Origin of the sequence: Bifidobacterium sp. UTCIF-1 (genome assembly GCF_006408915.1) — a bacterium.
In the GTDB taxonomy this organism is placed as follows: domain Bacteria; phylum Actinomycetota; class Actinomycetes; order Actinomycetales; family Bifidobacteriaceae; genus Bifidobacterium; species Bifidobacterium reuteri.
Genome location: NZ_JFAG01000018.1, coordinates 15,986 through 37,160, shown reverse-complemented (window position 1 = coordinate 37,160; position 21,175 = coordinate 15,986). Strand labels below are relative to the sequence as shown.

General features: G+C 61.2%; 16 protein-coding genes. 6 read left to right on the top strand and 10 right to left on the bottom strand.

Annotated elements, in window-relative coordinates:
* The first annotated feature begins 567 nt into the window (after positions 1-567).
* Positions 568-1,590 (top strand): hypothetical protein, encoded by a 1,023-nt coding sequence (locus tag BW09_RS08765; protein WP_223847896.1) that lies wholly within the window; start codon positions 568-570, stop codon positions 1,588-1,590.
* 273 nt (positions 1,591-1,863) lie between these two features.
* Here the strand turns inward: BW09_RS08765 and BW09_RS08760 are convergent, their stop codons facing one another.
* Positions 1,864-2,595, bottom strand: a complete 732-nt coding sequence (locus BW09_RS08760) for an ABC transporter ATP-binding protein (protein ID WP_140463350.1) — start codon at positions 2,593-2,595, stop codon at positions 1,864-1,866.
* A gap of 242 nt (positions 2,596-2,837) precedes the next feature.
* Positions 2,838-4,580, bottom strand: coding sequence for an ABC transporter permease (locus tag BW09_RS08755; protein WP_044089615.1), 1,743 nt, complete (start codon positions 4,578-4,580; stop codon positions 2,838-2,840).
* A gap of 475 nt (positions 4,581-5,055) precedes the next feature.
* Here BW09_RS08755 and BW09_RS08750 point away from each other — a divergent pair, with 475 nt between their 5' ends.
* From BW09_RS08750 to BW09_RS08735, 4 genes are all read left to right on the top strand, one after another.
* Positions 5,056-5,634 carry a LemA family protein gene (locus BW09_RS08750; protein ID WP_044089614.1) on the top strand — a complete coding sequence of 193 codons (579 nt, stop codon included), beginning with the start codon at positions 5,056-5,058 and terminating at the stop codon, positions 5,632-5,634.
* The gene (locus tag BW09_RS08745; RefSeq protein WP_044089613.1) at positions 5,634-7,904 is read left to right on the top strand and encodes a DUF2207 domain-containing protein; all 2,271 of its coding nucleotides are present in this window, start codon (positions 5,634-5,636) and stop codon (positions 7,902-7,904) included. Before BW09_RS08750 ends, BW09_RS08745 begins: the two co-directional genes overlap by 1 nt.
* Before the next feature lie 150 nt (positions 7,905-8,054).
* Positions 8,055-8,921, top strand: a complete 867-nt coding sequence (locus BW09_RS08740; RefSeq protein WP_044089612.1) for an aldo/keto reductase — start codon at positions 8,055-8,057, stop codon at positions 8,919-8,921.
* 207 nt (positions 8,922-9,128) lie between these two features.
* On the top strand, positions 9,129-10,217 hold the full coding sequence (locus BW09_RS08735; RefSeq protein ID WP_140463348.1) for a nucleoside hydrolase: 1,089 nt from the start codon (positions 9,129-9,131) through the stop codon (positions 10,215-10,217).
* 199 nt (positions 10,218-10,416) lie between these two features.
* Here the strand turns inward: BW09_RS08735 and BW09_RS08730 are convergent, their stop codons facing one another.
* From BW09_RS08730 to ffh, 7 genes are all read right to left on the bottom strand, one after another.
* Positions 10,417-11,667 (bottom strand): OFA family MFS transporter, encoded by a 1,251-nt coding sequence (locus BW09_RS08730; RefSeq protein WP_044089609.1) that lies wholly within the window; start codon positions 11,665-11,667, stop codon positions 10,417-10,419.
* A 222-nt stretch (positions 11,668-11,889) separates the two neighbouring features.
* A complete protein-coding gene (locus tag BW09_RS08725) occupies positions 11,890-12,669 on the bottom strand; it encodes an SDR family NAD(P)-dependent oxidoreductase (RefSeq protein ID WP_044089608.1) in 780 nt (259 codons plus the stop codon).
* 377 nt (positions 12,670-13,046) lie between these two features.
* A complete protein-coding gene (gene rimM, locus BW09_RS08720) occupies positions 13,047-13,667 on the bottom strand; it encodes a ribosome maturation factor RimM (protein WP_044089606.1) in 621 nt (206 codons plus the stop codon).
* A 21-nt stretch (positions 13,668-13,688) separates the two neighbouring features.
* Positions 13,689-13,922, bottom strand: coding sequence for an RNA-binding protein (locus tag BW09_RS08715; protein ID WP_044089605.1), 234 nt, complete (start codon positions 13,920-13,922; stop codon positions 13,689-13,691).
* Positions 13,923-13,942: 20 nt separating this feature from the next.
* A complete protein-coding gene (gene rpsP / locus BW09_RS08710) occupies positions 13,943-14,404 on the bottom strand; it encodes a 30S ribosomal protein S16 (RefSeq protein WP_044089604.1) in 462 nt (153 codons plus the stop codon).
* 176 nt (positions 14,405-14,580) lie between these two features.
* A complete protein-coding gene (locus BW09_RS08705; RefSeq protein ID WP_044089602.1) occupies positions 14,581-15,672 on the bottom strand; it encodes an endonuclease/exonuclease/phosphatase family protein in 1,092 nt (363 codons plus the stop codon).
* 95 nt (positions 15,673-15,767) lie between these two features.
* The gene (gene ffh, locus BW09_RS08700) at positions 15,768-17,423 is read right to left on the bottom strand and encodes a signal recognition particle protein (protein ID WP_181161806.1); all 1,656 of its coding nucleotides are present in this window, start codon (positions 17,421-17,423) and stop codon (positions 15,768-15,770) included.
* Positions 17,424-17,970: 547 nt separating this feature from the next.
* Between ffh and BW09_RS08695 the strand changes: the two genes are divergently transcribed.
* Positions 17,971-18,879, top strand: a complete 909-nt coding sequence (locus tag BW09_RS08695) for a cation transporter (RefSeq protein ID WP_044089600.1) — start codon at positions 17,971-17,973, stop codon at positions 18,877-18,879.
* Positions 18,880-19,129: 250 nt separating this feature from the next.
* Here the strand turns inward: BW09_RS08695 and cysS are convergent, their stop codons facing one another.
* Positions 19,130-20,779: a cysteine--tRNA ligase gene (cysS, locus tag BW09_RS08690; protein WP_140463347.1), complete on the bottom strand. Its 1,650-nt coding sequence runs from the start codon at positions 20,777-20,779 to the stop codon at positions 19,130-19,132.
* Positions 20,780-21,175: the final 396 nt, after the last annotated feature.

The following is a 21,175-nucleotide window of genomic DNA, read 5'->3' as shown; positions in this document are numbered from 1 at the left end:
GTGTTCGAGGACTGACGTCCTCTCCGGATCCGTCGCAGGCGCGTGTAGCACGCGTGCTCGCTGGTGTCTTGCATCGGGAGGTCATTGTGACTGTATCTTCGGCTCCCCTTGTCAGGGGAGCTGACCTGCGGAGCAGGTCTGAGGGGTAGTTCGCCAACGACTTTCCACGCAGCCCACCAGCCCATCAGGCGGTCCGTTTCATGTCGTATGCCTTTGCACTGTGCCTATATCGCAGTGCAAAGGCATTTTTTTTCGTGCCACCGGAGTGCAGATTATGCGATATTGCGCTGGCGTGGCACGGGCTTATGTCGGAATCACTCTTTTTACCCCATAAATTGCGCCACGCGAGTGCAGCGCAAGGGGGTTGTGCGCTGTCGTGGCACTGGGCCCTGCCACGACAGCGCACAAGGCATGATATTGTGCTCGCGTGGCAGCTCGCGCTGCAGGGCATACAACACAACAACAAGTTATCCACCGTTTTTTCTCTTGCGATGTGGATAACTGAAGCTAGTGCCACATACCTTGGTAGAGCTTTCCCTTCGCGCCCCCAGCGGTTACGGTGGAACAATGGATGCGTATATCAATGACGATTTTCTTCCCGTGCCACCTCCAGGGGTGTTCGATGGCGAGTGCGAGCCGATGCCCGCTGCTTCAATGCATGCTTCAATGCGGGATAGTCTCAATACTCGCAGACAGGAAACGCTGCGTCGATGCGTACAGGAAGCCACGCGGCTTGACCGCAACCTACTGTTTGGCATGACCACCGCATTGATATTACATGAAGTGCCTCTTCCCGAGGACTGCGACTTGGACGGTTCCCGATTGCATACCGTGTTCAAGACAAAGGAGAAGCGGCTGCGTGCCAATAGTGCAACATTATGTCCGCATGTGTGGAAGTTCGTGCCACAGGCGCACATAGTGAAATTCAATGCGCGGGTGTATGCGCTCGATATGTTCCATGTGTGGGCCCAAATGGCAATCCATGTATCTCTGCGATCGCTGATCGTGCTCGGCGATTCCATAATCAACGTCATGAGCCGACGTCGCCAATGTGATACCAGACAGGTCTATTGCGAATTGGTGCGATTCGTGCAGTCGGTGACCGGATTCGCCGGCCGCCCTTCGTGCATCAGAGCATTGTCTCTGATTATGCCGGGTTCTTCGTCGCCGAAGGAATCCGAGCAAAGAATCGCCCTGCTTGCTCATGGCATTCCGCGGCCGAAGTTGAATTATGTTGTGCGCAATATCATGTTTGCCTCCGGTGCGGCAATGACGCTTGACCTTGCATGGCCGGAATATAAGGTCGCCGTGGAGTATGACGGCGACCAACATCGCACCGACAAAATGCAATGGCGCCGTGACCGGGAGAAGCGGGGCAAACTGGTGGGTCGCGGATGGTTGATTTTCACTGCTACTGCATCCAGTCTTGCGGACGATGATGCGCGAGCGGAATTCGCGTTTCATGTCGGCCGTGCACTGACTTTGCGTGGCGCGGACTTTGTCTTTCGACTGAAGGCTTTACCGATTGAAGCATTGGCTCCTTTGCCGCGGCACGTCGATTGGACTGCGCTGGAGTCGAAAGTTGAATAAGGAGTGCGCACTGCTGATCATGTGCACTGCCACGTAGTATTACAGCATGATCGCGCTGCATGGGTGGGCGTTCGTGCCATGCGAGTGCATATTTGAGTCTATTGCGCTGGCGTGGCACGGGCTTATGTCGGGATCGCCCTTTTTACTCCATAAATTGCGCCACGAGAGTGCAGCGCAGGGGGTTTGTGCGCTGTTGTGGCACGGGGTCTTGCCACGCCAGTGCAAAACAGTCCATATTACATTGGCGTGGCAGTGAGCTCGTTTGCCCGTCGATCACCGCTCGCGCAGCGGGGCGAGCTGGAAGACTTCGTCGGATTGGGCGGCGACCTCGGGGCTGTGCGTCACGATGATCACGCACTTGCCTTCCCGATGCGCCAGATCCTTGAAAATCGCCATGATGTCGTCCTGCGTGGCCAGATCGAGGTTGCCGGTGGGCTCGTCGGCCAGGATGATCTGCGGGTCGTAGCTCAGTGCGCGCGCAATCGCCACGCGCTGCTGCTCGCCGCCCGACAGATGCAGGATGCGTTCGTTGAGATATTCGGGCTGCAGTCGCACTTTGGCGATCAGTTCGGCGGCGATCTCCTTCTTCGGCTTGTCGAAGGCCTTGCCGGAGGCGTCCATCGACAGCATGATGTTCTCCGCCACGGTCAGGGCCGGCAGCAGATTGAAGCTCTGGAAGATCACACCGATGTCGTGGCTGCGGAAACGATAGCGATCGGATTTCGCCAGATCCTCGCCATTATGCAGCACACGTCCTTTGGTCGGGGTGGTGAGTCCCGAGAGCAGCGACAGCAGCGTGGTCTTGCCGGCGCCGGACGGTCCGGTGATCGCGATTACGCGGCCGGCGTGGAAGACGTAGTTCTTGTCGATGAGCACGCGCTTGCCGCCTTTGGTGTACGAGTAGGAGACGTGCTCCAGTTCCAGCGCGGCCGTGGTCGCGGAGTCTTGCGGCTTCTCATTGGCTGGAGTCGCGATGACGGTTGCGGTGGGGGATTCGGTAGTCATGATGATGTCCTTGAGGTGCTGGGATATGTGATTCGCCCACGGTGTAGGGATTCGCCCACGGTGTAGGGATGAAAAACGGCGGAATTCCGCCAATTCGAGTTTTCGGCTCCCTACATGGTGGGAAATTCCCTACACCGTGGGATAGGAAAGGGGCCGTATGCGGCGAGAAGGGATGCGTATGTGCGATGCGATGGCAGCGGAGCGGCGGCACGTGCACGTTGCATGCGCAGCCGCGGCACCGGCTACGAGCGGTCGGCGAGAATCTGCAGCGGTTCGTAGCGCATGACGAACACGATGCCGACCAGCGCGGAAATCAAAGTGAGTCCGAGTCCGATGAGGATCAGTTGACCCACCACCGCAAGATTCACCGTGGCGTTGATCTCGCTGACGTAATCGACTGCGCGATTCATGCCGAACGGTCCGCCGGACCGAGCATCGCGCGAATTGGCAGTACTGCCGGACGAAATGTTGCCATTGTCCGAAGTGGAATCGGAATCCGAGGAATCAGAGCCATTGCTCGCCCCGGTCGACGGCGAAGACCCCGCCGCCCCGCCAGGTCCGCCGCCCATGTCGGCCGCACGCCCGAATTGCTGCTGCTGGCTGGAGGCCTCGGACTCTTGCGCCGACACCTGCGAGGCGAGCAGCTGGTTCGACACCGGCACGGACGCCACTGCACCGCCGGCCACGCCCAGCGCGATGCCGCACATCGTGACAATGAGCAGCTCGATGACGAACTGCGCCGCCACCTTGGCTTTTTTCACGCCGATGGCGGTCAGCACGCCGACCTCATACTTGCGCTCGCGGATGTTGAACAGGTTGAGCACCACGAGCACCACCGCGCCCACCGCTAACACCACGATGAGCAGCGTCAGCGCGAACTTCGCCAGATTGTCGAGCGGCACAAGGCTGGATTCGTACTGCTCCACATCGGCGGATTGCACGGTGTATGTGTCGTCGAGTCCCGCGGCAGCGACATCGGAGGCGAAGGTCTCGTAGTCGTCGGCGCTGGAGAGCGCGTAGGTGTAATTGAGCTGGGTGGTCGTATTGTCGTTGTCGTCGTTCGCGGTGGTATCGGCATCAAGACCGAGCGATTGCAGTGTGGAGACCGACGTGTAGATGGCGTTGTCGGCGTCCTGCGAGGTGCCGCCCATCGGTCCCATCGCATTGGTGTTGCTGGAGGTGGAGTTCTCGTAGATGCCGCAGATGGTCAGCGTATAGGTCAGCGAGGTGTCGCTCGGGTTGGTGACGGTGATGGTGTCGCCCACCGAGAGATTGTTGAAGTCGGCCAGGGTCTTGGAGATGATGACCTTGCCGTTGTCCGACTCGTCGTAACCGAACACCGAGCCGGACGACATCGTGAACGAACCGTTTGCGGCGTTGGCGATGGCGGCGTCGGAGGAGAAGCCGGTCAGCGTGAAGTCTCCGGAGGTCATCATATTGCCTGGGCCGTCGCCGCGTCCGCCCATGTTCTGCCCGCCGTCAGGAGCCTGCATGCCCTGTCCGTTGCCGGCGTCCGCATCTGAGGAGCCAGTGGAATCCGAGGAATTCGCGGCGTTCGCGCTGCTGGACTCCACAGGCTGGAAGGAATCGGTGCCGGAGACCCCGGTGCTTTCGGAATAATAGGAGCTGACCGGCACGCTGGACGCCTTCTCATACTTCTGGTAATCCGCCAGAGTTAGGCTGCTGTCCTCCAGAGCGCTGCGCATCGAATCGAAGTCAGGCGCCGCGGTGTCGGAGGAGGAATCGCCTGACGAATCGGACGAACTCGCCTCACGCGCCTGCTCCATGAGTTTGCTGCGGTCCACGCTGATGGTGGCGGTCACCGACGTGTTCGCCAGCCCGGTTTCGCGCGCGTTGTCGGCGGCGCTCCGGATCGCGAGTCCGATGGTGGCCGCCGCGGCGATGATCGCCACGATCAGCACGATCAGAATATTGCGCCCCTTGTTCCGTATCACGGTTTTCCAGGCGTTGTTCAATACAAACATGTCGTGTCCTTGAGCTGATGCTGCATGTCGTACCTCAGCAATCCCGGCGGAAATCCCAAAACGCAATCGGCCGGGCATGATGGTATTCGGCAGATCATGGATCTGCGTTGCGCAGCATGTAATGGTGTGTTGTTTCGTGCGATTCCGCTCGGTCGGACGGACCTGATCCGTTCGCCGGCGCGGAACCTCTGCCCCCAACTATCGGCGGCGAGCATGATTGCCAGCTGCGCCAGGACTTACTGTTGCGCGCAAGGTCGATGATGCTGCCCTGTGACTTTGCTGGATGCTTCCTGAACTCGACTGCGCGGCTTCGTACGCATGCCGCAGCGATGCGATGCTCGCGTTTCGCCCGATGCTATGGAAGAATGAAACTGGAACACAGCAATCGCGCCGGCGGCTGCCGGTGCGGCGCACAGTGAGGAGCGTCGCAGACTGTCCTCACCGATGCCGCGATCGCGAGAAGGGCGGGGAAATCATGAATCCGGGTACTATTGTCGGCATTGTCGTCGTCATCCTGATCATCGCACTGATTGGTTGGGCGGTCAGCGCATACAACAATCTCGTCACACTGAAAAACCGCGTGAAGAACGGTTGGGCGCAGATCGACGTACAGCTGAAGCAGCGCGCGGATCTGATTCCCAACCTGGTGGAGACGGTGAAGGGATACGCGGGGCATGAGTCCGCGGTGCTCACCCAGGTGACCGCCGCCCGCGCCGGTGCCGTGGTGGCCGCCGGCGATCCGAATGCGACTGCCGCGCAGCGCGCCGATGCCGAGAACGCGCTCTCCCGTGCGCTGCTGAACCTGCAGGCCACCGCCGAGGCATACCCGCAATTGCAGGCCAACCAGAACTTCCTGGATCTGCAGGGGCAGCTCAAGGAACTTGAGAACAAGATCGCATACGCGCGCCAGTTCTACAACGATGTGGTGCTGAAGCTCAACACCGCCATCGAGACCGTGCCGACGAACATCATCGCCGGACTGTTCCATTTCGAGCAGGCGCAGTACTTCCAAACGGATGACGCTTCCCGGCAAGCGCCGCAGGTCAGGTTCTGATGCGCAAGCGGATGATTCGCGCCGCCATCGCCACTGTGCTTTTCACAGTGCTGATGGCGTTCATCTTCGGTTCGTTCGTATTGATTCCCGCGGGCACCAGCAGCCTCGCCGACCTGAGCTACCGCTCGCTCGACTATGACGTGAACGTCACCGGCGATGGCGATCTTGAGGTCACGCAGCACATCGATATGAAGCTGCGCAAGCGCGCCGACGGCGACGACAATGTCAAACCGTGGAAACAGCTGTACCAGCAGTACACTTTGCGCGCGGACAATCTCACCGACATCACGGACATCAGCGTCACCAACGTCACCACCGGAACCCGCTACGCCCAGCAGAGCGAGCCCAAGGTACCCAGCGACGTGCCGGATTCGGTATGGGACTCCGATTATGCCAATCACTGGTACATCGCCGACGTGGACGCGGGCGGCAACAATCCGCGGGCATACGTTCCGGGCGAGGACGGGCTGACGCCTGGCCAGGTGTCCGACTACAGCAAAACCGTGGAAATCGGATGGAATATCCCCGTCACCGAATCGGCGGACAGTCTGAAGTTCGATGTGCACTTCACCATGCACGATGTGGCGACCCAATGGGATGACATCGCCGCGTTCCAGTGGGAGCCGTTCGGCAAGTCGAATCAGGTGCCGATCGGCGTGGTCAGCGGCACCGTGCACTTCCCGGAAGGCATCACCAAGAACACGTCCTGGGGTTGGCTGCACACCGAACGCACGTCGGAAACCAGCCGTGCCGCGGACGGTGGCCTGACGTTCAAGGCATACAACATCAGGTCTGGCGATTATCTGGATGTGGTGGCCGCCTGGACCTCCGCTCCTACTACGAGCGGCATTGCGCGCACGTTGCCCGGCGATCATCTTGATGCGCTCAAGGCGGACGAGACAAGGCAGGAGCAGCAGTGGCGCGACAGACAGCACAATGCCGCCGTCGCAAGGCTCACGTTCTGGATCATCAGCGTCACACTCGGCATTGCCTTGGTGATTTGGGGCCTGTACGCCTCGATTATCAGCAACCGGAACGCCCAATACCACGGCCCGGTCGAATACTGGCGTGACAAGCCCGGCATCAGCCCCGCCTCGGCCGCCCGCCTCCTCGATGTGATGGAGCAGGGGCGTCGCTCCCGCAGCAACCGGCAGCTCACGGCCACGATGCTTGCGCTCGCCGTCAAGAAGGCCATTACGATCTATCCCGGTCCTGCGGAGATGTACCGTGGCATCGACATGAGCCGCGCCACGGCCCTGGGCGTAAGTCACATGATCGACCGTGGTGCGGTCAATCGTCAGCTGGTCAAAACCACCAGCACCATCGTGATCATGCCCGAGGCCATCGATCAGACGCCGAACAAGGCTCAGTTCGGTCTGAGCGACTCAGAGAACGCGCTGCTCAAGCTGCTTGTCGTGATCTCCAAGCGCGTGGGCAGTCCGGTGTTCGACTTCAATCAGATGAAGGCAGCATGCGAGGACTGGGAAGACGGGTATATCGAACTCGGCAAGTTTACCGGTGCCTGTGACATCGAATATACGATGCTCGACGTCTCCCGCGCCCGCGGCTGGCAGTGGATTCTCGCCGGCACTTTGGCGGCGGTCGATGGATTCGCCATCATGCTCGCCAACCTGATCATCGGGTATGCTGCGGTCGGCCTGATTCTTGGACTGCCGGTGTTCGCGATGGGTATCTTCTGCGCCACCTCAGGCTCGATGCAGGAGCTGACCAAGCGTGGACAGGGGTACGCCGGCCGCGTGCTGGGCCTGAAGCGGTATATGGAGGACTTCTCCGATTTCAGCGATCGTGGCGCCGCCGACCTCGCCCTGTGGGATTGGTATATGGTGTATGCCGCGGCGTTCGGCATCAGCGACCGCGTGGCCGCGGAATTCGCCAAGGCGTATCCGCAGGTCAACGACCCGCGTTGGCTTGACGACAACGCCTCCGATTCGGTGCTGTACTGGTCGTATCGTTCGCATATGTGGGATGAGCGCTATTATGGCGGCGGCTATGGTGCCGGTTCCGCTGGTTCTGCCGGCTTCGGTGCTGGTTCGTTGTTCGGCGGAAACTCGTACGCCCCCGATTTCTCCGATCTAGGCACGCAGCTGTCTTCCGGACTGGGTGACATCACCTCCACCATCCAAGCGGCCATGCCATCCTCCGATTCCGGCGGCGGGTCGAGTTTCGGCGGTTCCGGCGGCAGCTTCTCCGGCGGCGGCTTCGGCGGTTCCTCAGGCGGTTCCGGCGGCGGTTCCTTCGGCGGCCGCTGACCGTGATGCGCGGATACGGTGCTTTGCCGCGTTGCTGTGCTGCTGTGCTGCCGTATTGCAGAGGGCACATTGCGACGAAATCCAGACAAATGCCTAGTCTTGAAGACAAGAGGATAATCAATTCGATACACGAATCGCAAAGGAGCCATCATGGCACTGTTCCGTAACCTCGGTCCATTTTCCACCACCGCCATCGGCCACGGCGAGATGCCGCTGACCATCGAAAACAATCGCGGCCATGATGTCGGCATCGAAACCCTGCACGCCTCGCTCGACGCAGGCTGCCGCCACATCGACACAGCTTGGGCCTACTACACGCCCGGCGAGGAGGAGCAGACCGGTGAGAAGCTGGTCCGTGAGGCGCTGGCCACGTGGAAGGGACCGAAAAACGAGGTCACCGTGGCCACTAAGATCGGCCTGCGCCGCGTCTGGGGCGAGAACGGAGAGCCGCTGTGGCCCCGCGACGGCAAGCCGGAGCATCTCATCGAATACGGCAAGCAGTCCGCGCTGGCGCTCGGCGTCGACACCATCGATTTGCTGTATCTGCACCGTCATGATCCCGAAGTGCCGTACAACGAGTCCATCGAGGCTCTGAAGCAGCTGGTGGACGAGGGCGTGGCCCGTGTGGCCGGCGTATCCAACGCTTCGATCGAGCAGATCGACATCGCGCGTTCCATCCTCGGCGACAAGCTCGTGGCTGTGCAGAACCAGTACTCGCCGATTCATCTCGATACGCAGGACACGCTCGACTACTGCGCCAAGCTGGGACTGGCGTTCGTGTGCTGGAGCCCGCTCGGCGGCTACCGTCACCCCTACGACGAGTCCAAGTTCGACCCGTTCCGCGAGGTGGCCTCAGCCCACGGCGTGAGCTACCAGCGCGTGGTGCTGGCCTGGGAGCTCGCCAAGGGCGACCATATGTTCGTGATCCCCGGCGCCCACCGTCCGGAAACCATCCTCGACTCCCTCAAGGCCGACCAGCTCGAGCTCAGCCCGGAAGAACTCGCCAAGCTTGGCTGAGCATTATTGCCGACAACGTGCGAGCCAGCAGGCTGCGCGCGTAGCGCGTCCATACTTGCAGGACGGGCTGTCAGCGTAGCTGACTGAGGGAGAGACGCGAAACCGAAATTAATAACGAGGCAGATCACTAGATCGCAAAAGCTTTCGTTGAGCTGATGACAGTGAGAGCTTTTTACAACATACAGCGGTTTTTCCGGAAGGAGCGTCATGCGCAAGAAGCTGATTCTTGACCTTGACACCGGCATCGATGACGCCATGGCCATCGCATATGCCTTGGGAAGCGCCGACGAGGCGGACCTCATAGGTATCACCGCCACGTATGGCAATGTCGCGGTGCCGCTTGCCGCACGCAATGCGCTGGCCGTGCTCCACCTGTTCGGCCGCGACGACGTGCCGGTGTATCCGGGCGTGGACCATCCGATAGCGCCCGTCAATATTGTGCACAACATCGCAGACCCAGCTATAGTTGCCGCTGCCGCAGATGACGCCGTGCCGCCGATCGATCAGGCATATGCCGACTGGCGCGATGGCGGTAGGGGAGGCTGGCCGCGAGATGCAGTATGGGCTCCCAGCGCCGGTTCGGTGGCGGTTCATCATCCCAATGGCATCGGTGGCGCGGTGATTCCCGATTCGCCGAGGGAACCGGAGCCGAAAGGTTCCGCGGTCGGATTCATCGTCGATGCGATGCGTAAGTACGGGCCGGATTTGATCGTTATACCCACGGGCGCGATGACCACGATGGCCACCGTGTTCCGCAATGCGCCGGATGTGCGGGATTGCGGCGCGAACGTGACGTTCATGGGCGGGTCGCTGACGTTGCCCGGCAACGTCAGCCCCGCTGCCGAAGCGAACATCTCCCAAGATCCCGAGGCTGCCGATTACCTGTTCAAGTGCGGTGCTCGCACCACGATGATTGGCCTCGACGTGACCCACCAGACTGCGCTCACTCGTGAGAAGGCTCATCAATGGGCTGATCTCGGCACTCCGGCCGGCGACTTCCTCGTCACCATGACCGACTATTACATTGATTTCTATCTCAGGAATCAGCCGGAGATTCACGGCTGCGGACTGCACGACCCGCTGGCTGTCGCCGCAGCGCTCGACCCGAGCCTGGTGACGACGTTCGGCTTCAACCTTCAGGTGGACGTGGATGGGCCGTTCCGCGGGCGTACCATCGGCGATCGGTCGCGCCTTCAGGACCCCGACAAGCACACGCAGGTCGCCCTCGGCGTGGACGTGCCGGCATTCCTCGACCGGTTCATGGCCCGCGTCACCAACGCCGCAGCTGTATGCTGACCTGCCGCATATCTGCGGCATTCCGACGTAGATATGCGGCGGATAGTGGCAGGTCAACGCAGCGCCGTGTTCCCCTCTAGTGTGTTCCCGTCTGGCTGCTCACCGTACTACCTCACCAAACGTACACTGACTCCCGCTCAGCGTACGTTTACTGAGAAAAAGGGCGACTGTGGCTATGACCGCCGGCCCAGACGCCGGCTCAGTGCACGTCCGTTGCGATTTCGGCGGCGTCACGGGCCTGCATCCTGCCGACCAGATAACGGGCGGCGAACACCAGTCCGATGGCGGCCGCGGCCAGAATCGCGGAACCGATGTAACCGGCTACATAAGAACCGGTCGAGTCATAGAAGCTGGCGCTGATCTTCGGGCCGACGAACGCACCGATGCCATAGCCGATGAAGATCAGACCATAATTGCGATTGTAGAAGCGCGAGCCGAACACGTTCTTGACAATCGGCGCGAACACCACCAGAAGGCCTCCGAACGAGAAGCCCACCAGGCAGATGCACAGGATGAAGTACGGCAGCGTGTGCGCCATCGTGAGCATCACCATCGACAGACCGTTCAGCACCAGCACCAATACCAGCGAATTCCAGCCTTTGAGTCGGTCGTAGATGAAGCCGAAGCCGATGCGTCCGCACATGTTGGCCAGCGTCATGATGCTCACGCACAAGGCGGCGGTCATGGCAGTCTGGCCGATCTGCTTCTGCGCGATGGGGGAGGTGGCGCTGACCATCATCGTGCCGGCGGCATTGGCGAAGATGAACATGAGCAGCATCACCCAGAACACCGGAGTCTTCACCATCTGCGGAATGTTGTAGTTCTTGGTATTGAGATCCTTGGCCTGCTCCTTGCTGGGCGTCCATCCTTCCGGAGTCCATCCTTCCGGGCAGGGCACGATCATCCATGCCACCGCGCCTACACCGATCAGGAAGATCACTGCCAGAATCTTGCAGGCGGATTGCGCGCCATAGGTGTCGATAAGCCACTGGGCGATCGGCGACATGATGAACGGGCCACAGGAAGCGCCGGCCTGCACCAGACCGGAAATCGAGCCGGCCTTGTCTGGGAACCACTTCAGCGCGGTGGGCAGGCAGGCCGGATAGATGGTGCCGGCGCCGGCGCCGGCAAGGATGCCGTAGAACAGGTACAGCTGCGGAATCGAGGAGGCGAAGCCGGTGAGGAACCAGCCGGCTGCGAAGAACACCAGACCGATGTAGATGGCCACGCGCGGCTGGAGCTTTTCGGCCAGTAGTCCGCCGAGGAAGCCCACTGCGCAGTACACGAACATGTAGATGGTGTAGGCCATGGAGAAGTCCGAGCTGCTCCAGTCGAACTGGGTGGTCAGGGGCAGCGCGAACAGGCTGAAGAACGCGGTGGCCGAGGTGAACAGGCTTTGGATCCAGACGCCGGCGAACACGCGCCAGCGGGTTGCTTTGGTGATGGTCATGGTCGAAGAATCCTTGTGAACGACAATTATGAAACAACGATGATGAAACGACAATCGTGCTGGTGATTCGGGAATGGCTTGCCTTGGGAAGGTCGTTCCCGATGATTCGATTTCGCCTCAATCGGGAACGAAATCGATGCGGAACCAGACACGTGCCGTTGCTGGGGCAGTCGAAGCCTGGCCGAGTCGGATTTCGTGCCGTACAGCTTGCTGCCTGCCGGCCTACTGCTGGAGGGTGCCGAGGTCGAGGCCCAGATCGCGTCCGCTGAACTTGCCGGCTGCCCGACTGGTGCCGAGCCAGTACACCATGTCCGAAATATCCTCCACATCGAGGAACGGAACAGAGTCATACATCTCCTGCCAGGTCTGATAATGGTTGCCGGTCAGGTCGTTGATGAACTGCACATAGCTGTCGGTCTCACACATCGGTGTCTTGACTTTGGTGGGGCAGACGGTGTTCACCACGATGCCGGTACCTTTGAGCTCCTGCGCGAGCGTCTTGGTCAGGCCGCGCACGCCCCACTTGGCCATGCAGTAGGTAGCGAGCTGCGGGGTGCCGTACATGCCAGATGTAGATGCGATGTTGATGATGCGGCCGAAGCCCTGCTTGCGCATGTAAAGCGCGGCGTATTTGTCGGTGCGCCAAGTGCCGATCAGGTCGACATCGATGACCTTCTGCACCTGGGCGTCGGTGAGCTCCCAGGTGTAGCCGAAATTGATGACGCCGGCGTTGGCCACCACCACGTCGATTCGGCCGAACGTATCCCACGCCTGCGTGAACAGGGCGGACATGTCCTCATCCTTGGTAATGTCGCACTTGATTGCCAGTGCCTTGGCACCGGTGGTTTCGATTTCCTGTACGGTGGCGCGGAATGCGTCGCTTTCGGGGTCCTGCATGTCCGCGAGTACTACGTCGAAGCCGTTCTGCGCGAATTTCAGGGCGTGTGCCTTGCCTTGTCCCATGGCGCCTCCGGTAATCAGCGCGACTTTGCGTTCTGCCATGGCTGTTCCTCCTTGATGTTCTCAGCGGGGCGCGGGTGATCGTCGGCCGGCATAGGCAACCGGCGTGATTAGGGCCGCATTGCCCATGCATTCGGTTGTGCTGTGCTGTGTCGTCGATCGGAATCCGGTCTTCTCTGATCGGACAACGATAGTTGACGGAATGACAACTTAGTGGCTACGTAGTGCAAACGCAAATCTGTGCGCGTTGGTGTCCATATCAGCGTGCATTGCACGCGTCCATTGCGGGTGCCTGTCTCCGGCGTTATCTCAGTAAACGTACACTGACTCCCGCTCAGCGTACGTTTACTGAGATGGGCATGAATAATCCCCGGGCGAACGTACGCTCGGGGATTATTCATGCTGAGGTGTGCCGTGGCTTACAGGCCCGGAATCAGGCCTCCGGGCGGGTCGAGCGTGAGGTACTGCTCCTCCAGATCGATGTCGGGAACCAGTTCCTCCACGAACGGTACGAGCGCGGTCTTCTCGACCACGTCCTCGCCCTTGGAGTTCTGCCCGGTGACCACGGGCTCGGCCAGACGAATCTTCAGCAGGGACTGGGCGGGGGAGTCAATCACATCCACCACGGTGCCCACCACCTGACCGACCGGCAGATTCAGCCCGTTGCCGTCAGCCAGTCGTGCCTCAAGACCGATGAGATCCTTCGGATACCATTCATCCGCCTCGAGCATTTCGTCCGGGTCATCGGCTTCGCCGTAGAGTTCCACGCCGTTCAAGGCCTCGGCCGCAGTACGGTCATCGACGCCCTCGAACTTGATGATCCACCGGTCGCCCGCGGTGCGGGAGCGCTCCACGACGTATTCGGTTTCGCCATCGTCGTCCTGCTCATAGAGAACGGAATCCGGCTCGAATCGCCACTCGGGGTCGTCGGTGAAAATGCGCACGTTGACTTCGCCCTTCAGGCCCTGTGCGCGTCCGATACGAGCGACCCTCAGCAACTCGAGCTGCTGAGGGTCGTCGTGCATGTCGTACTCTGCCATGCTGTGAAATATCCTTATCGCTTATCGGCGGACGTCCATGATGTCGACGCGCACCTTGTGATCGGACAATGCCTGGATCACCGTGCGAATCGCGTTGGCGGTACGGCCACCACGACCGATCACTCGGCCGATGTCTTCCGGGTTCACACGCACACGAAGCAGTTCGCCGCGCGCATTCTCATAGGACTTGACAGAAACATCGTCGGGAAAATCAACGATGTTCTTGATGAGATGTTCCACAGCCTGTGCGAGCATTGCCAGCCTTCCTCGAAATCTCAGGCTTCGGCCGGAGCTTCTTCAGCGGCATCCTCGGCCGGGGCTTCCTCGGCGGCGGCAGCGGCCTCAGCCTCTGCCTTGGCCTTAGCTTCGGCTTCGGACTTGGCGGCCTTCAGCTTCTGGGCCTCGTTCTCGACGGCTTCGACGCGAGCTTCGGCATCCGGGCCGGCTTCAACGGTCTTGAGGGTGCCTTCGGCACCTTCGAGGCCCTTGAACTTCTGCCAGTCGCCGGTGATCTTCAGCAGGTGGGCAACGGGCTCGGACGGCTGAGCGCCGACGCCGAGCCAGTACTGAGCACGGTCAGACTTGATCTGGATGGTCGAGGGCTGGGTGTTCGGGTTGTAGATACCGATCTCTTCGATAACCTTGCCGTCACGCTTCTTGCGGGAATCAACGACCACCACGCGGTAGAAGGCGTAGAACTTCTTGCCCTGTCGCTTCAGACGAATCTTGGTTGCCAAAATGGCTCTCCTTGTAAATACTAGGTTTGTGGTTTCTCAGTGTGCTGTGTGGGGCACGGCTCGCCGGAACCCACGTGTCCTCACGGCACGGGGTGTAGAGGGCGCCACGCGCGCGTGAATAACTGGGTTATTATAGCCCCATGCCCAGGACGTGAGACACGCGTTGGACTATCGCGCTAGCACTCACGCAGCGCGAGCGTCGCGGTGAGCGCCAGATGGTCGGTGTCCGGTATTTCGAATGACTGCACTCCGGACGGATTCAATCCGGGTGTGAACAGGATATGGTCCAATTCGATGCGCGGCCAGGGAATCCATCGGGGGAATGTCAGCGTCGGCCCGGCGGCCTGTGTCAGGCTCGCGTCCTTGAATCCGGATTTGAGCAGCGCGCGGAAGCTGGGGTGGTCGGTGCTGGAGTTGAGGTCGCCCAGAACCACGGCGATATTGTGATCGCCGATGACTGAGGCGCGCGCGATGGCTCCGAGTCCCAGAATGCCCGCCGACCAGTCCGCACAGCCGCGCATCGGCGACTTCGGATGAGCCGAGCAGAAGGTCACCGTGCGCTCGGGCTGTGTGCTTGCGGTATCTGTTTGGTCTGCGACTGTGTCGTTTGCTTGGACGGTTTTACTGGACTGTGCGTTTTCGCCGGCCAGCCTGAGTGTGATGGCCGGTACGTCGGCGGCGGGGATGTCCACCACACTCGGCACGGCCGCGGCCGGTTCATAGCGGGAAAGGATGATGTTGTAGCCGCCGTTGTCCGTGTCTTGGGGATTGCCGGATTGGCGGTAGGGCAGCAGTTCGCCGATGCCTGCTTTGTCCAGTCGGGCGACGAGTGCGTCGGTGACCTCCTGCAGCGCGAGCACGGCGATGCGGCGCTCGCGAACCGCAGTGACAATGGCGTCGGCGTTCGCCCGCCCGTATCGGCAGTTCAGCGTCATGACTGCGAACTGCGGCGGAAGTGTTTCATACGATGTTTCACGCCATGTTTCACGCAGTGTTTCACGCTTTTTGCCGGCGGTGAGGCCGGTACCCCAGTAGCTGATGCGCTGGGAGCTGGTCATCAGGGCCGCGACCATGAGCAAGCACATCGCGCCCCATTCGTGCTGCCATACCGCCACGCCGGCGAGCACAATCAACGGCACCCAGAGAAACGGCGTCAGCGCGATCATGTACGGCAATGGCATGCGCGCTTCAAGCCCTGCGGGCAGTGCGGAGAGGCCGAGCCACAGCCATGCGAGAATGATAACCACAGCGAAAAACGTAGTCGTCATGGACAAACTCCTTAAGCACTGAAATACAGAAGTACAAAAAGCGGCTCTCCCCGGAAGGAGAGCCGCATCGTATTGCTGCCGATGATCGGCGGCTATCAGCGACCGAACAGTCCGCCGAGGCCACCGCCGAGGTTCGGCGGCAATTCCGCGCCGTCGTTTCCGGCGTTGCCCATCATCTGCTCAAGCCCTGCGGGCAGGGCCGGATTCTGCGGCTTCTTGGCGAACGCCGAGCCGCCGGTGGCGTTGCCGCCCTTGCCGGCGAGCTTGTCGCGCAATGCCTTTTCCTCGGCCTCGCGCTTCATCGGATTGCCGGACCTGCCGCCCTTCTTCTTGTTCTTGCCCTTCTTCTTGCCGCCACCCATCGACGGGCCGCCGAAGCCGGGGATGCCGCCGCCCATGCCGCCACGGTTCGACATGCGCTTCATCATCTTCGCGGCCTGCTCGAAACGCTGCAGCAGAGCGTTCACCTGCGAGACAGTCACACCGGAGCCGTAGGCGATGCGGGCGCGACGGGAGCCGTTGATGATCGAGGGATCGCGACGCTCTGCCGGAGTCATCGAACGGATGATGGCCTCGGTGCGGTCGATCTCCCTTTCATCGAACTGCTCCAGCTCCTTGCGATGCTGGGCCATACCCGGAATCATGCCGAGCAGCGACTTCATCGAACCGAGCTTGCGCACCTGCTGCAGCTGGTCGAGGAAGTCATCGAGTCCGAACGAGCCTTCCGAAATCTTGGCGGCGGCCTTGCGTGCCTCCTCCTCGTCGAACTGCTTCTGTGCCTGCTCGATGAGGGTCATGATATCGCCCATATCGAGGATGCGCGATGCCATACGATCCGGGTGGAAGACCTCGAAGTCCTTCAGACCTTCGCCGGTGGAGGCGAACAGGATCGGCTTGCCGGTCACACTTGCCACCGAAAGCGCGGCACCGCCACGGGCATCGCCATCCAGCTTGGAAAGCACCACGCCGGTGAAGTCCACGCCTTCGTCGAAGGCCTTGGCGGTCTTGACCGCATCCTGGCCGATCATCGCGTCGATGACGAACAGGATCTCGTTGGGCTGCACGGCGTCGCGGATGTCGCGGGCCTGCTTCATCAGCTCCTCGTCCACGCCCAGACGGCCTGCGGTATCGATGATCACCGTGTCATACAGCTTCTGCTTGGCGAAGGCGATGGAGTCGCGTGCCACCTTCACCGGATCGCCGGAAGTCTGACCGGGTGCGGCTACCGCTTCGCCGCCATCGGACTGCACGCCCTTCTCTGGCGCATATACCGGTACGCCGGCGCGCTCGCCGACCACCTGCAGCTGCGTCACGGCGTTCGGGCGCTGCAGATCGGCCGCCACCAGCAGCGGCGTGTGGCCGGAGTCCTTCAACCAATAGCCCAGCTTGCCTGCCAGCGTGGTCTTACCGGCACCCTGGAGGCCGGCGAGCATGATGATCGTCGGCGGGTTCTTGGCGAAGTTCAGCGGACGATCCACGCCCTGACCGAGCACATCGGTCAGCTCCTCGTCCACGATCTTCACCACCTGCTGCGCGGGGTTCAGCGCTTCGGACACCTCGGTGCCCAGCGCACGCTCGCGCACCTTGCCGGTGAAGGAGCGCACCACGTCGAGCGCCACATCGGCGTCGAGCAGTGCGCGGCGGATCTCGCGGATCGTGCCGTCGATATCCGCTTCGGAAAGCTTGCCTTTGCTCTTCAGATGCTTGAACGCATTCGAGAGCCTGTCAGTTAACGATGAAAAAGCTGCCATAATGGGCAACAGTCTAGCCGCCACGCGGGAAATTGCGGCACTCTCCGCTGCGCGGCCGATTCTGCCGTCGGACGGACGGGCGGGCGGCAACGATTCTGCCGCCCGTCGCCATCCGTCAGCCGGCTGACTATTCGGCCTGCAACGATTCTGCCATCGGTCCGCCGACTGGCCGAGCGGCAACGATTCTGCCATCGTGTCAGGGCGAGTGGCGTCATTCCGCCAACCCGGCTCAGCCGTCGGCAGAATCGTTGTCCTCCAGTAGCAACGATTTTGCCAATGTTGTTGCTGGATGCCCGTCATTGCGTCAGTGCCTTCCGGATTATGGCAGAATCGTTGCGATTCCTCCCTGCTGATACTATGGAATGGCAATTAATCCAGTGGTTTTGGAATGCTTACGCCGTTTGAAAATCCTTGGACACCACCTATACGCAGACTGCCGTGCGCCCTCGCGAATCGAGTCGCGAACGGATTCCCGGAGAATCCCGCCAGCCGACCAGTGAAGTAGCGGGCCAACGCAGACATGCCGTGCAATATGGAAGGCCCACCGATGCCCCAATACAAGACAATAGAACGCAAAGCCCTGATCGTCGGCAACGTCGTCAATCTGATTCAGGTCGCGGCCGGCATGGCCGTGTTCTTCATGACCGGACTCAAGGCGCTGTTCCTTGATTTCTCATTCACCGCGATATCCGTGCTCTCCGGACTGGTGGCGGTGTATCTCTCCTCGCGGACCGTCCGCACCACCGAACGATTCCCCAACGGCATGTTCGCGCTGGAACCCATCTACGCGATCTGCAAGGCCATCTTCACCATGTCGTTGCTGCTGTATTCGCTGATCGACGTGTGCCAGGTGGCTTACGACTACTTCGTATTCGGCGATGGCGAACGCATCGCGACCGGGCCGGTGGTGATCTATGAGATCGCGATGGTGCTCATGTGCTTCGGTCTCTACCTGTACTATCGCCGTGAAAACCGTGCCATCCGCAATGCCAGCACCATGCTCACCGCCGAGTGCAAAAGCACGCTGGTGGACGGCGCGATGTCGTTCGGCATCGGCATGGTGGCGCTGTTCCTGATGGTGCTGCCGACTGGCGGTCCACTTGATTTCCTGCACTACACCGGCGATTTCTTCATCACCGTGGCGCTGGTGGCCCTGACTTTCAAGGAGCCGTTCGGTGTGCTCAAGGATGCGTTTGTGGAGTTGGTGGGCGGCGTGCATGACGATGACGAGACCAACGCGTTCGTGGAGGCCGCGGCGCAGCAGCACCTACCGTCCAACACTGAGTATGAGCAGACGCTGATCTTCAAAACCGGCATGAACTACACGGTGGACGTGTATCTGGCCGGCACCGGCGAAACCATCGACGTGGCCGAGCTCGTGGAACGCAAGCGCTCGCTGGAGGCGGCGCTCAAACAGCGCCTGCACATCGTCGATGTGGATTTTGTATTCGACTGATTTCGTATTCGATTGACGCCAGTTGGCGAGCAGTGCAGTCGGCGAGCAGTGCCACTTCAGCGCAGAACCGGCGATGTTGCGCTGGCGTGCCACTTCGAGAACATGCGTGAACCCCTGTTTTCGCCGTAAAATGCGCCACGCCAGCGCGCAGTGGGGTTGAAATGCGCTGGCGTGGCGCAAGTGCATGCCACGCCAGCGCACAATAAGCGCTATTGCACCAGCGTGGCACTGCATACTAACGTAGACGGTATTACTTCAGACTCCAGGTGGAACCTTGCGGGCCGTCTTCGATGGCGATGCCGGCCGCGCCAAGCGCGTCGCGGATCGCATCGGCCTTGGCGAAGTCGCGGGTCTTGCGCGCTTCCTGCCGGGCCTTGAGCTGCTCGAAAATAAGCGCTTCCAGTGCGGAATGCTCGGGAGAGTCAGATGCGGAGTCACCAGCACCTCCTGCGGCGCCAGCGGAAACCCACGGCTCGGCTAGCGGGTCAAGCCCCAAGGTATCCAGCATGGCTCGTACGGCAACCAGAGCCTCACGCACTTCGGCCTTGGCCGTCTCGGAATCTACGCGGTCGGCTAGCTTGGACAGCAGCGTATTGCCGGAACGGATGGCGGTGAAGATTGCGGCGGTCGCGCCGGAGACGTTGATGTCGTCGTTCATCGCGGCCAAGAAGTTGGCCGGCAGCTCGTCTGCGGGCACTGCTGTGATTTCCTCGTACGAAGGCTGCTCTCCCAACACCACGCCGGCGCGCTCGATGAAGTTCGATACGCGGTCATACGCGGCCTGCGCCTCGACCAGCGCCTGATCAGACCATTCGAGCATCGAACGGTATTGCACGGAACCCAGGGCATAACGCACCACCCAGGCGGAATGCTCGGCCAGTACAGATGGTACGGACAGCCCGGTGCCCAGGGACTTCGACATCTTCTCGCCCTTGGCGGTCACCCATGCGGAGTGCATCCACCGTGCGGCGGAGGGGTATCCGGCGGCGCGCGTCTGCGCCATTTCGTTTTCGTGGTGCGGGAATCGCAGATCGAGGCCGCCGCCGTGGATGTCGAAACCGTCGCCCAGATAGCGATGGGACATGGCGGAGCATTCGATGTGCCATCCCGGACGTCCGACACCGAACGGCGTGGACCAGCGGGCGTCTTCGGGATCAGTATCCTTCGGGGCCTTCCACAGGGCGAAGTCACGCGGGTCATGCTTGTCGGGGGAGGCATCGGCCGGGTCGACCGGATTGTATTTGTCGGCTCCGGTGGCGTCCACGGACGGGCCCATGCGGTCGGCGACGGCTGCGGCCTCATCCACCTCGGCGGTCTGCTTCTGGTGGGTCAACTCGCCGTAGTGCGGCCACGACGCCACGTCGAAGTACACGTTGCCGGTGGGCTTGCCGTTCTCGTCCAGCACCACGTAGCCGTGACCGTTGTCGATGATGCGTTGAATCAGGTCGATCATATCCGACATGTGGCCGGTGGCACGAGGCTCTACGGTGGGCGGCAGCACACCCAGCGTGTTGTACGCCTGCGTGAACTCGCGCTCGTAATAATACGCACGGGCCCACCAACGCTGGCCGGCTGCGGCGGCCTTGTCAAGAATCTTGTCGTCGATATCGGTCACATTGCGGACGAACGTGACCTGATAGCCGAGCTTGAGGAACCAGCGGCGAATGACATCGAACGCCACGGCCGCGCGGATGTGGCCGATATGCGGCGAAGACTGCACGGTCGCGCCGCAAACGTAGATGCCCACCTTGCCGGGTTTGAGTGGCACGAAATGACTGACCTGATGCGAGGCTGTGTCGTACAAGCTCAGCGCTTCGGCGGCTTTGGCCACGTGTACGGGCGTCAGGCTGGAAGGCATGACGGAATTGCTGAAATCCTGCGGTTCTTGGCTGTTTCCCATAGCCCTCAAGCGTAGGAAACCAGCCAGACATGAAGCGGGGCGCGGAGTGCGTGGGGTGCAGAGTGCGGGGTGCAGAGTGCAGAGTGCAACGTGCGGAGTGCGAGGCGTGGGGTGCAGAGTGCAGAGTGCAACGTGCGGAGTGCGAGGCGTGGGGTGCAGAGTGCAGAGTGCAACGTGCGGAGTGCGAGGCGTGGGGTGCAGAGTGCAGAGTGCGATGTGCGAGGCGCGAGGCATGGGGTGCGAGGTAAACGTACTGGGTGTGCGGGGTGCAACGTGCGGGGTGCAACGTGCGGGGTGCAGTGCGCGGGGCGCGGAATACAAGGTAAACGTACTGGGACGGGGCCCAGTGCGCGGGGTGGAATGGGGAAAGGGAACATCGGTGGCCCGCGACTGTCC

Coding starts and splice junctions, on each gene's coding strand:
- rimM (WP_044089606.1), bottom strand. CDS start 13,667: ATGGCAGAGTACGACATGCACGACGACCCTCAGCAGCTCGAGTTGCTG.
- BW09_RS08695 (WP_044089600.1), top strand. CDS start 17,971: ATGCCCCAATACAAGACAATAGAACGCAAAGCCCTGATCGTCGGCAAC.
- BW09_RS08735 (WP_140463348.1), top strand. CDS start 9,129: ATGCGCAAGAAGCTGATTCTTGACCTTGACACCGGCATCGATGACGCC.
- BW09_RS08715 (WP_044089605.1), bottom strand. CDS start 13,922: ATGCTCGCACAGGCTGTGGAACATCTCATCAAGAACATCGTTGATTTT.
- BW09_RS08750 (WP_044089614.1), top strand. CDS start 5,056: ATGAATCCGGGTACTATTGTCGGCATTGTCGTCGTCATCCTGATCATC.
- BW09_RS08765 (WP_223847896.1), top strand. CDS start 568: ATGGATGCGTATATCAATGACGATTTTCTTCCCGTGCCACCTCCAGGG.
- cysS (WP_140463347.1), bottom strand. CDS start 20,779: ATGGGAAACAGCCAAGAACCGCAGGATTTCAGCAATTCCGTCATGCCT.
- BW09_RS08760 (WP_140463350.1), bottom strand. CDS start 2,595: ATGACTACCGAATCCCCCACCGCAACCGTCATCGCGACTCCAGCCAAT.
- ffh (WP_181161806.1), bottom strand. CDS start 17,423: ATGGCAGCTTTTTCATCGTTAACTGACAGGCTCTCGAATGCGTTCAAG.
- BW09_RS08755 (WP_044089615.1), bottom strand. CDS start 4,580: ATGTTTGTATTGAACAACGCCTGGAAAACCGTGATACGGAACAAGGGG.
- BW09_RS08705 (WP_044089602.1), bottom strand. CDS start 15,672: ATGACGACTACGTTTTTCGCTGTGGTTATCATTCTCGCATGGCTGTGG.
- BW09_RS08740 (WP_044089612.1), top strand. CDS start 8,055: ATGGCACTGTTCCGTAACCTCGGTCCATTTTCCACCACCGCCATCGGC.
- BW09_RS08725 (WP_044089608.1), bottom strand. CDS start 12,669: ATGGCAGAACGCAAAGTCGCGCTGATTACCGGAGGCGCCATGGGACAA.
- BW09_RS08745 (WP_044089613.1), top strand. CDS start 5,634: ATGCGCAAGCGGATGATTCGCGCCGCCATCGCCACTGTGCTTTTCACA.
- BW09_RS08730 (WP_044089609.1), bottom strand. CDS start 11,667: ATGACCATCACCAAAGCAACCCGCTGGCGCGTGTTCGCCGGCGTCTGG.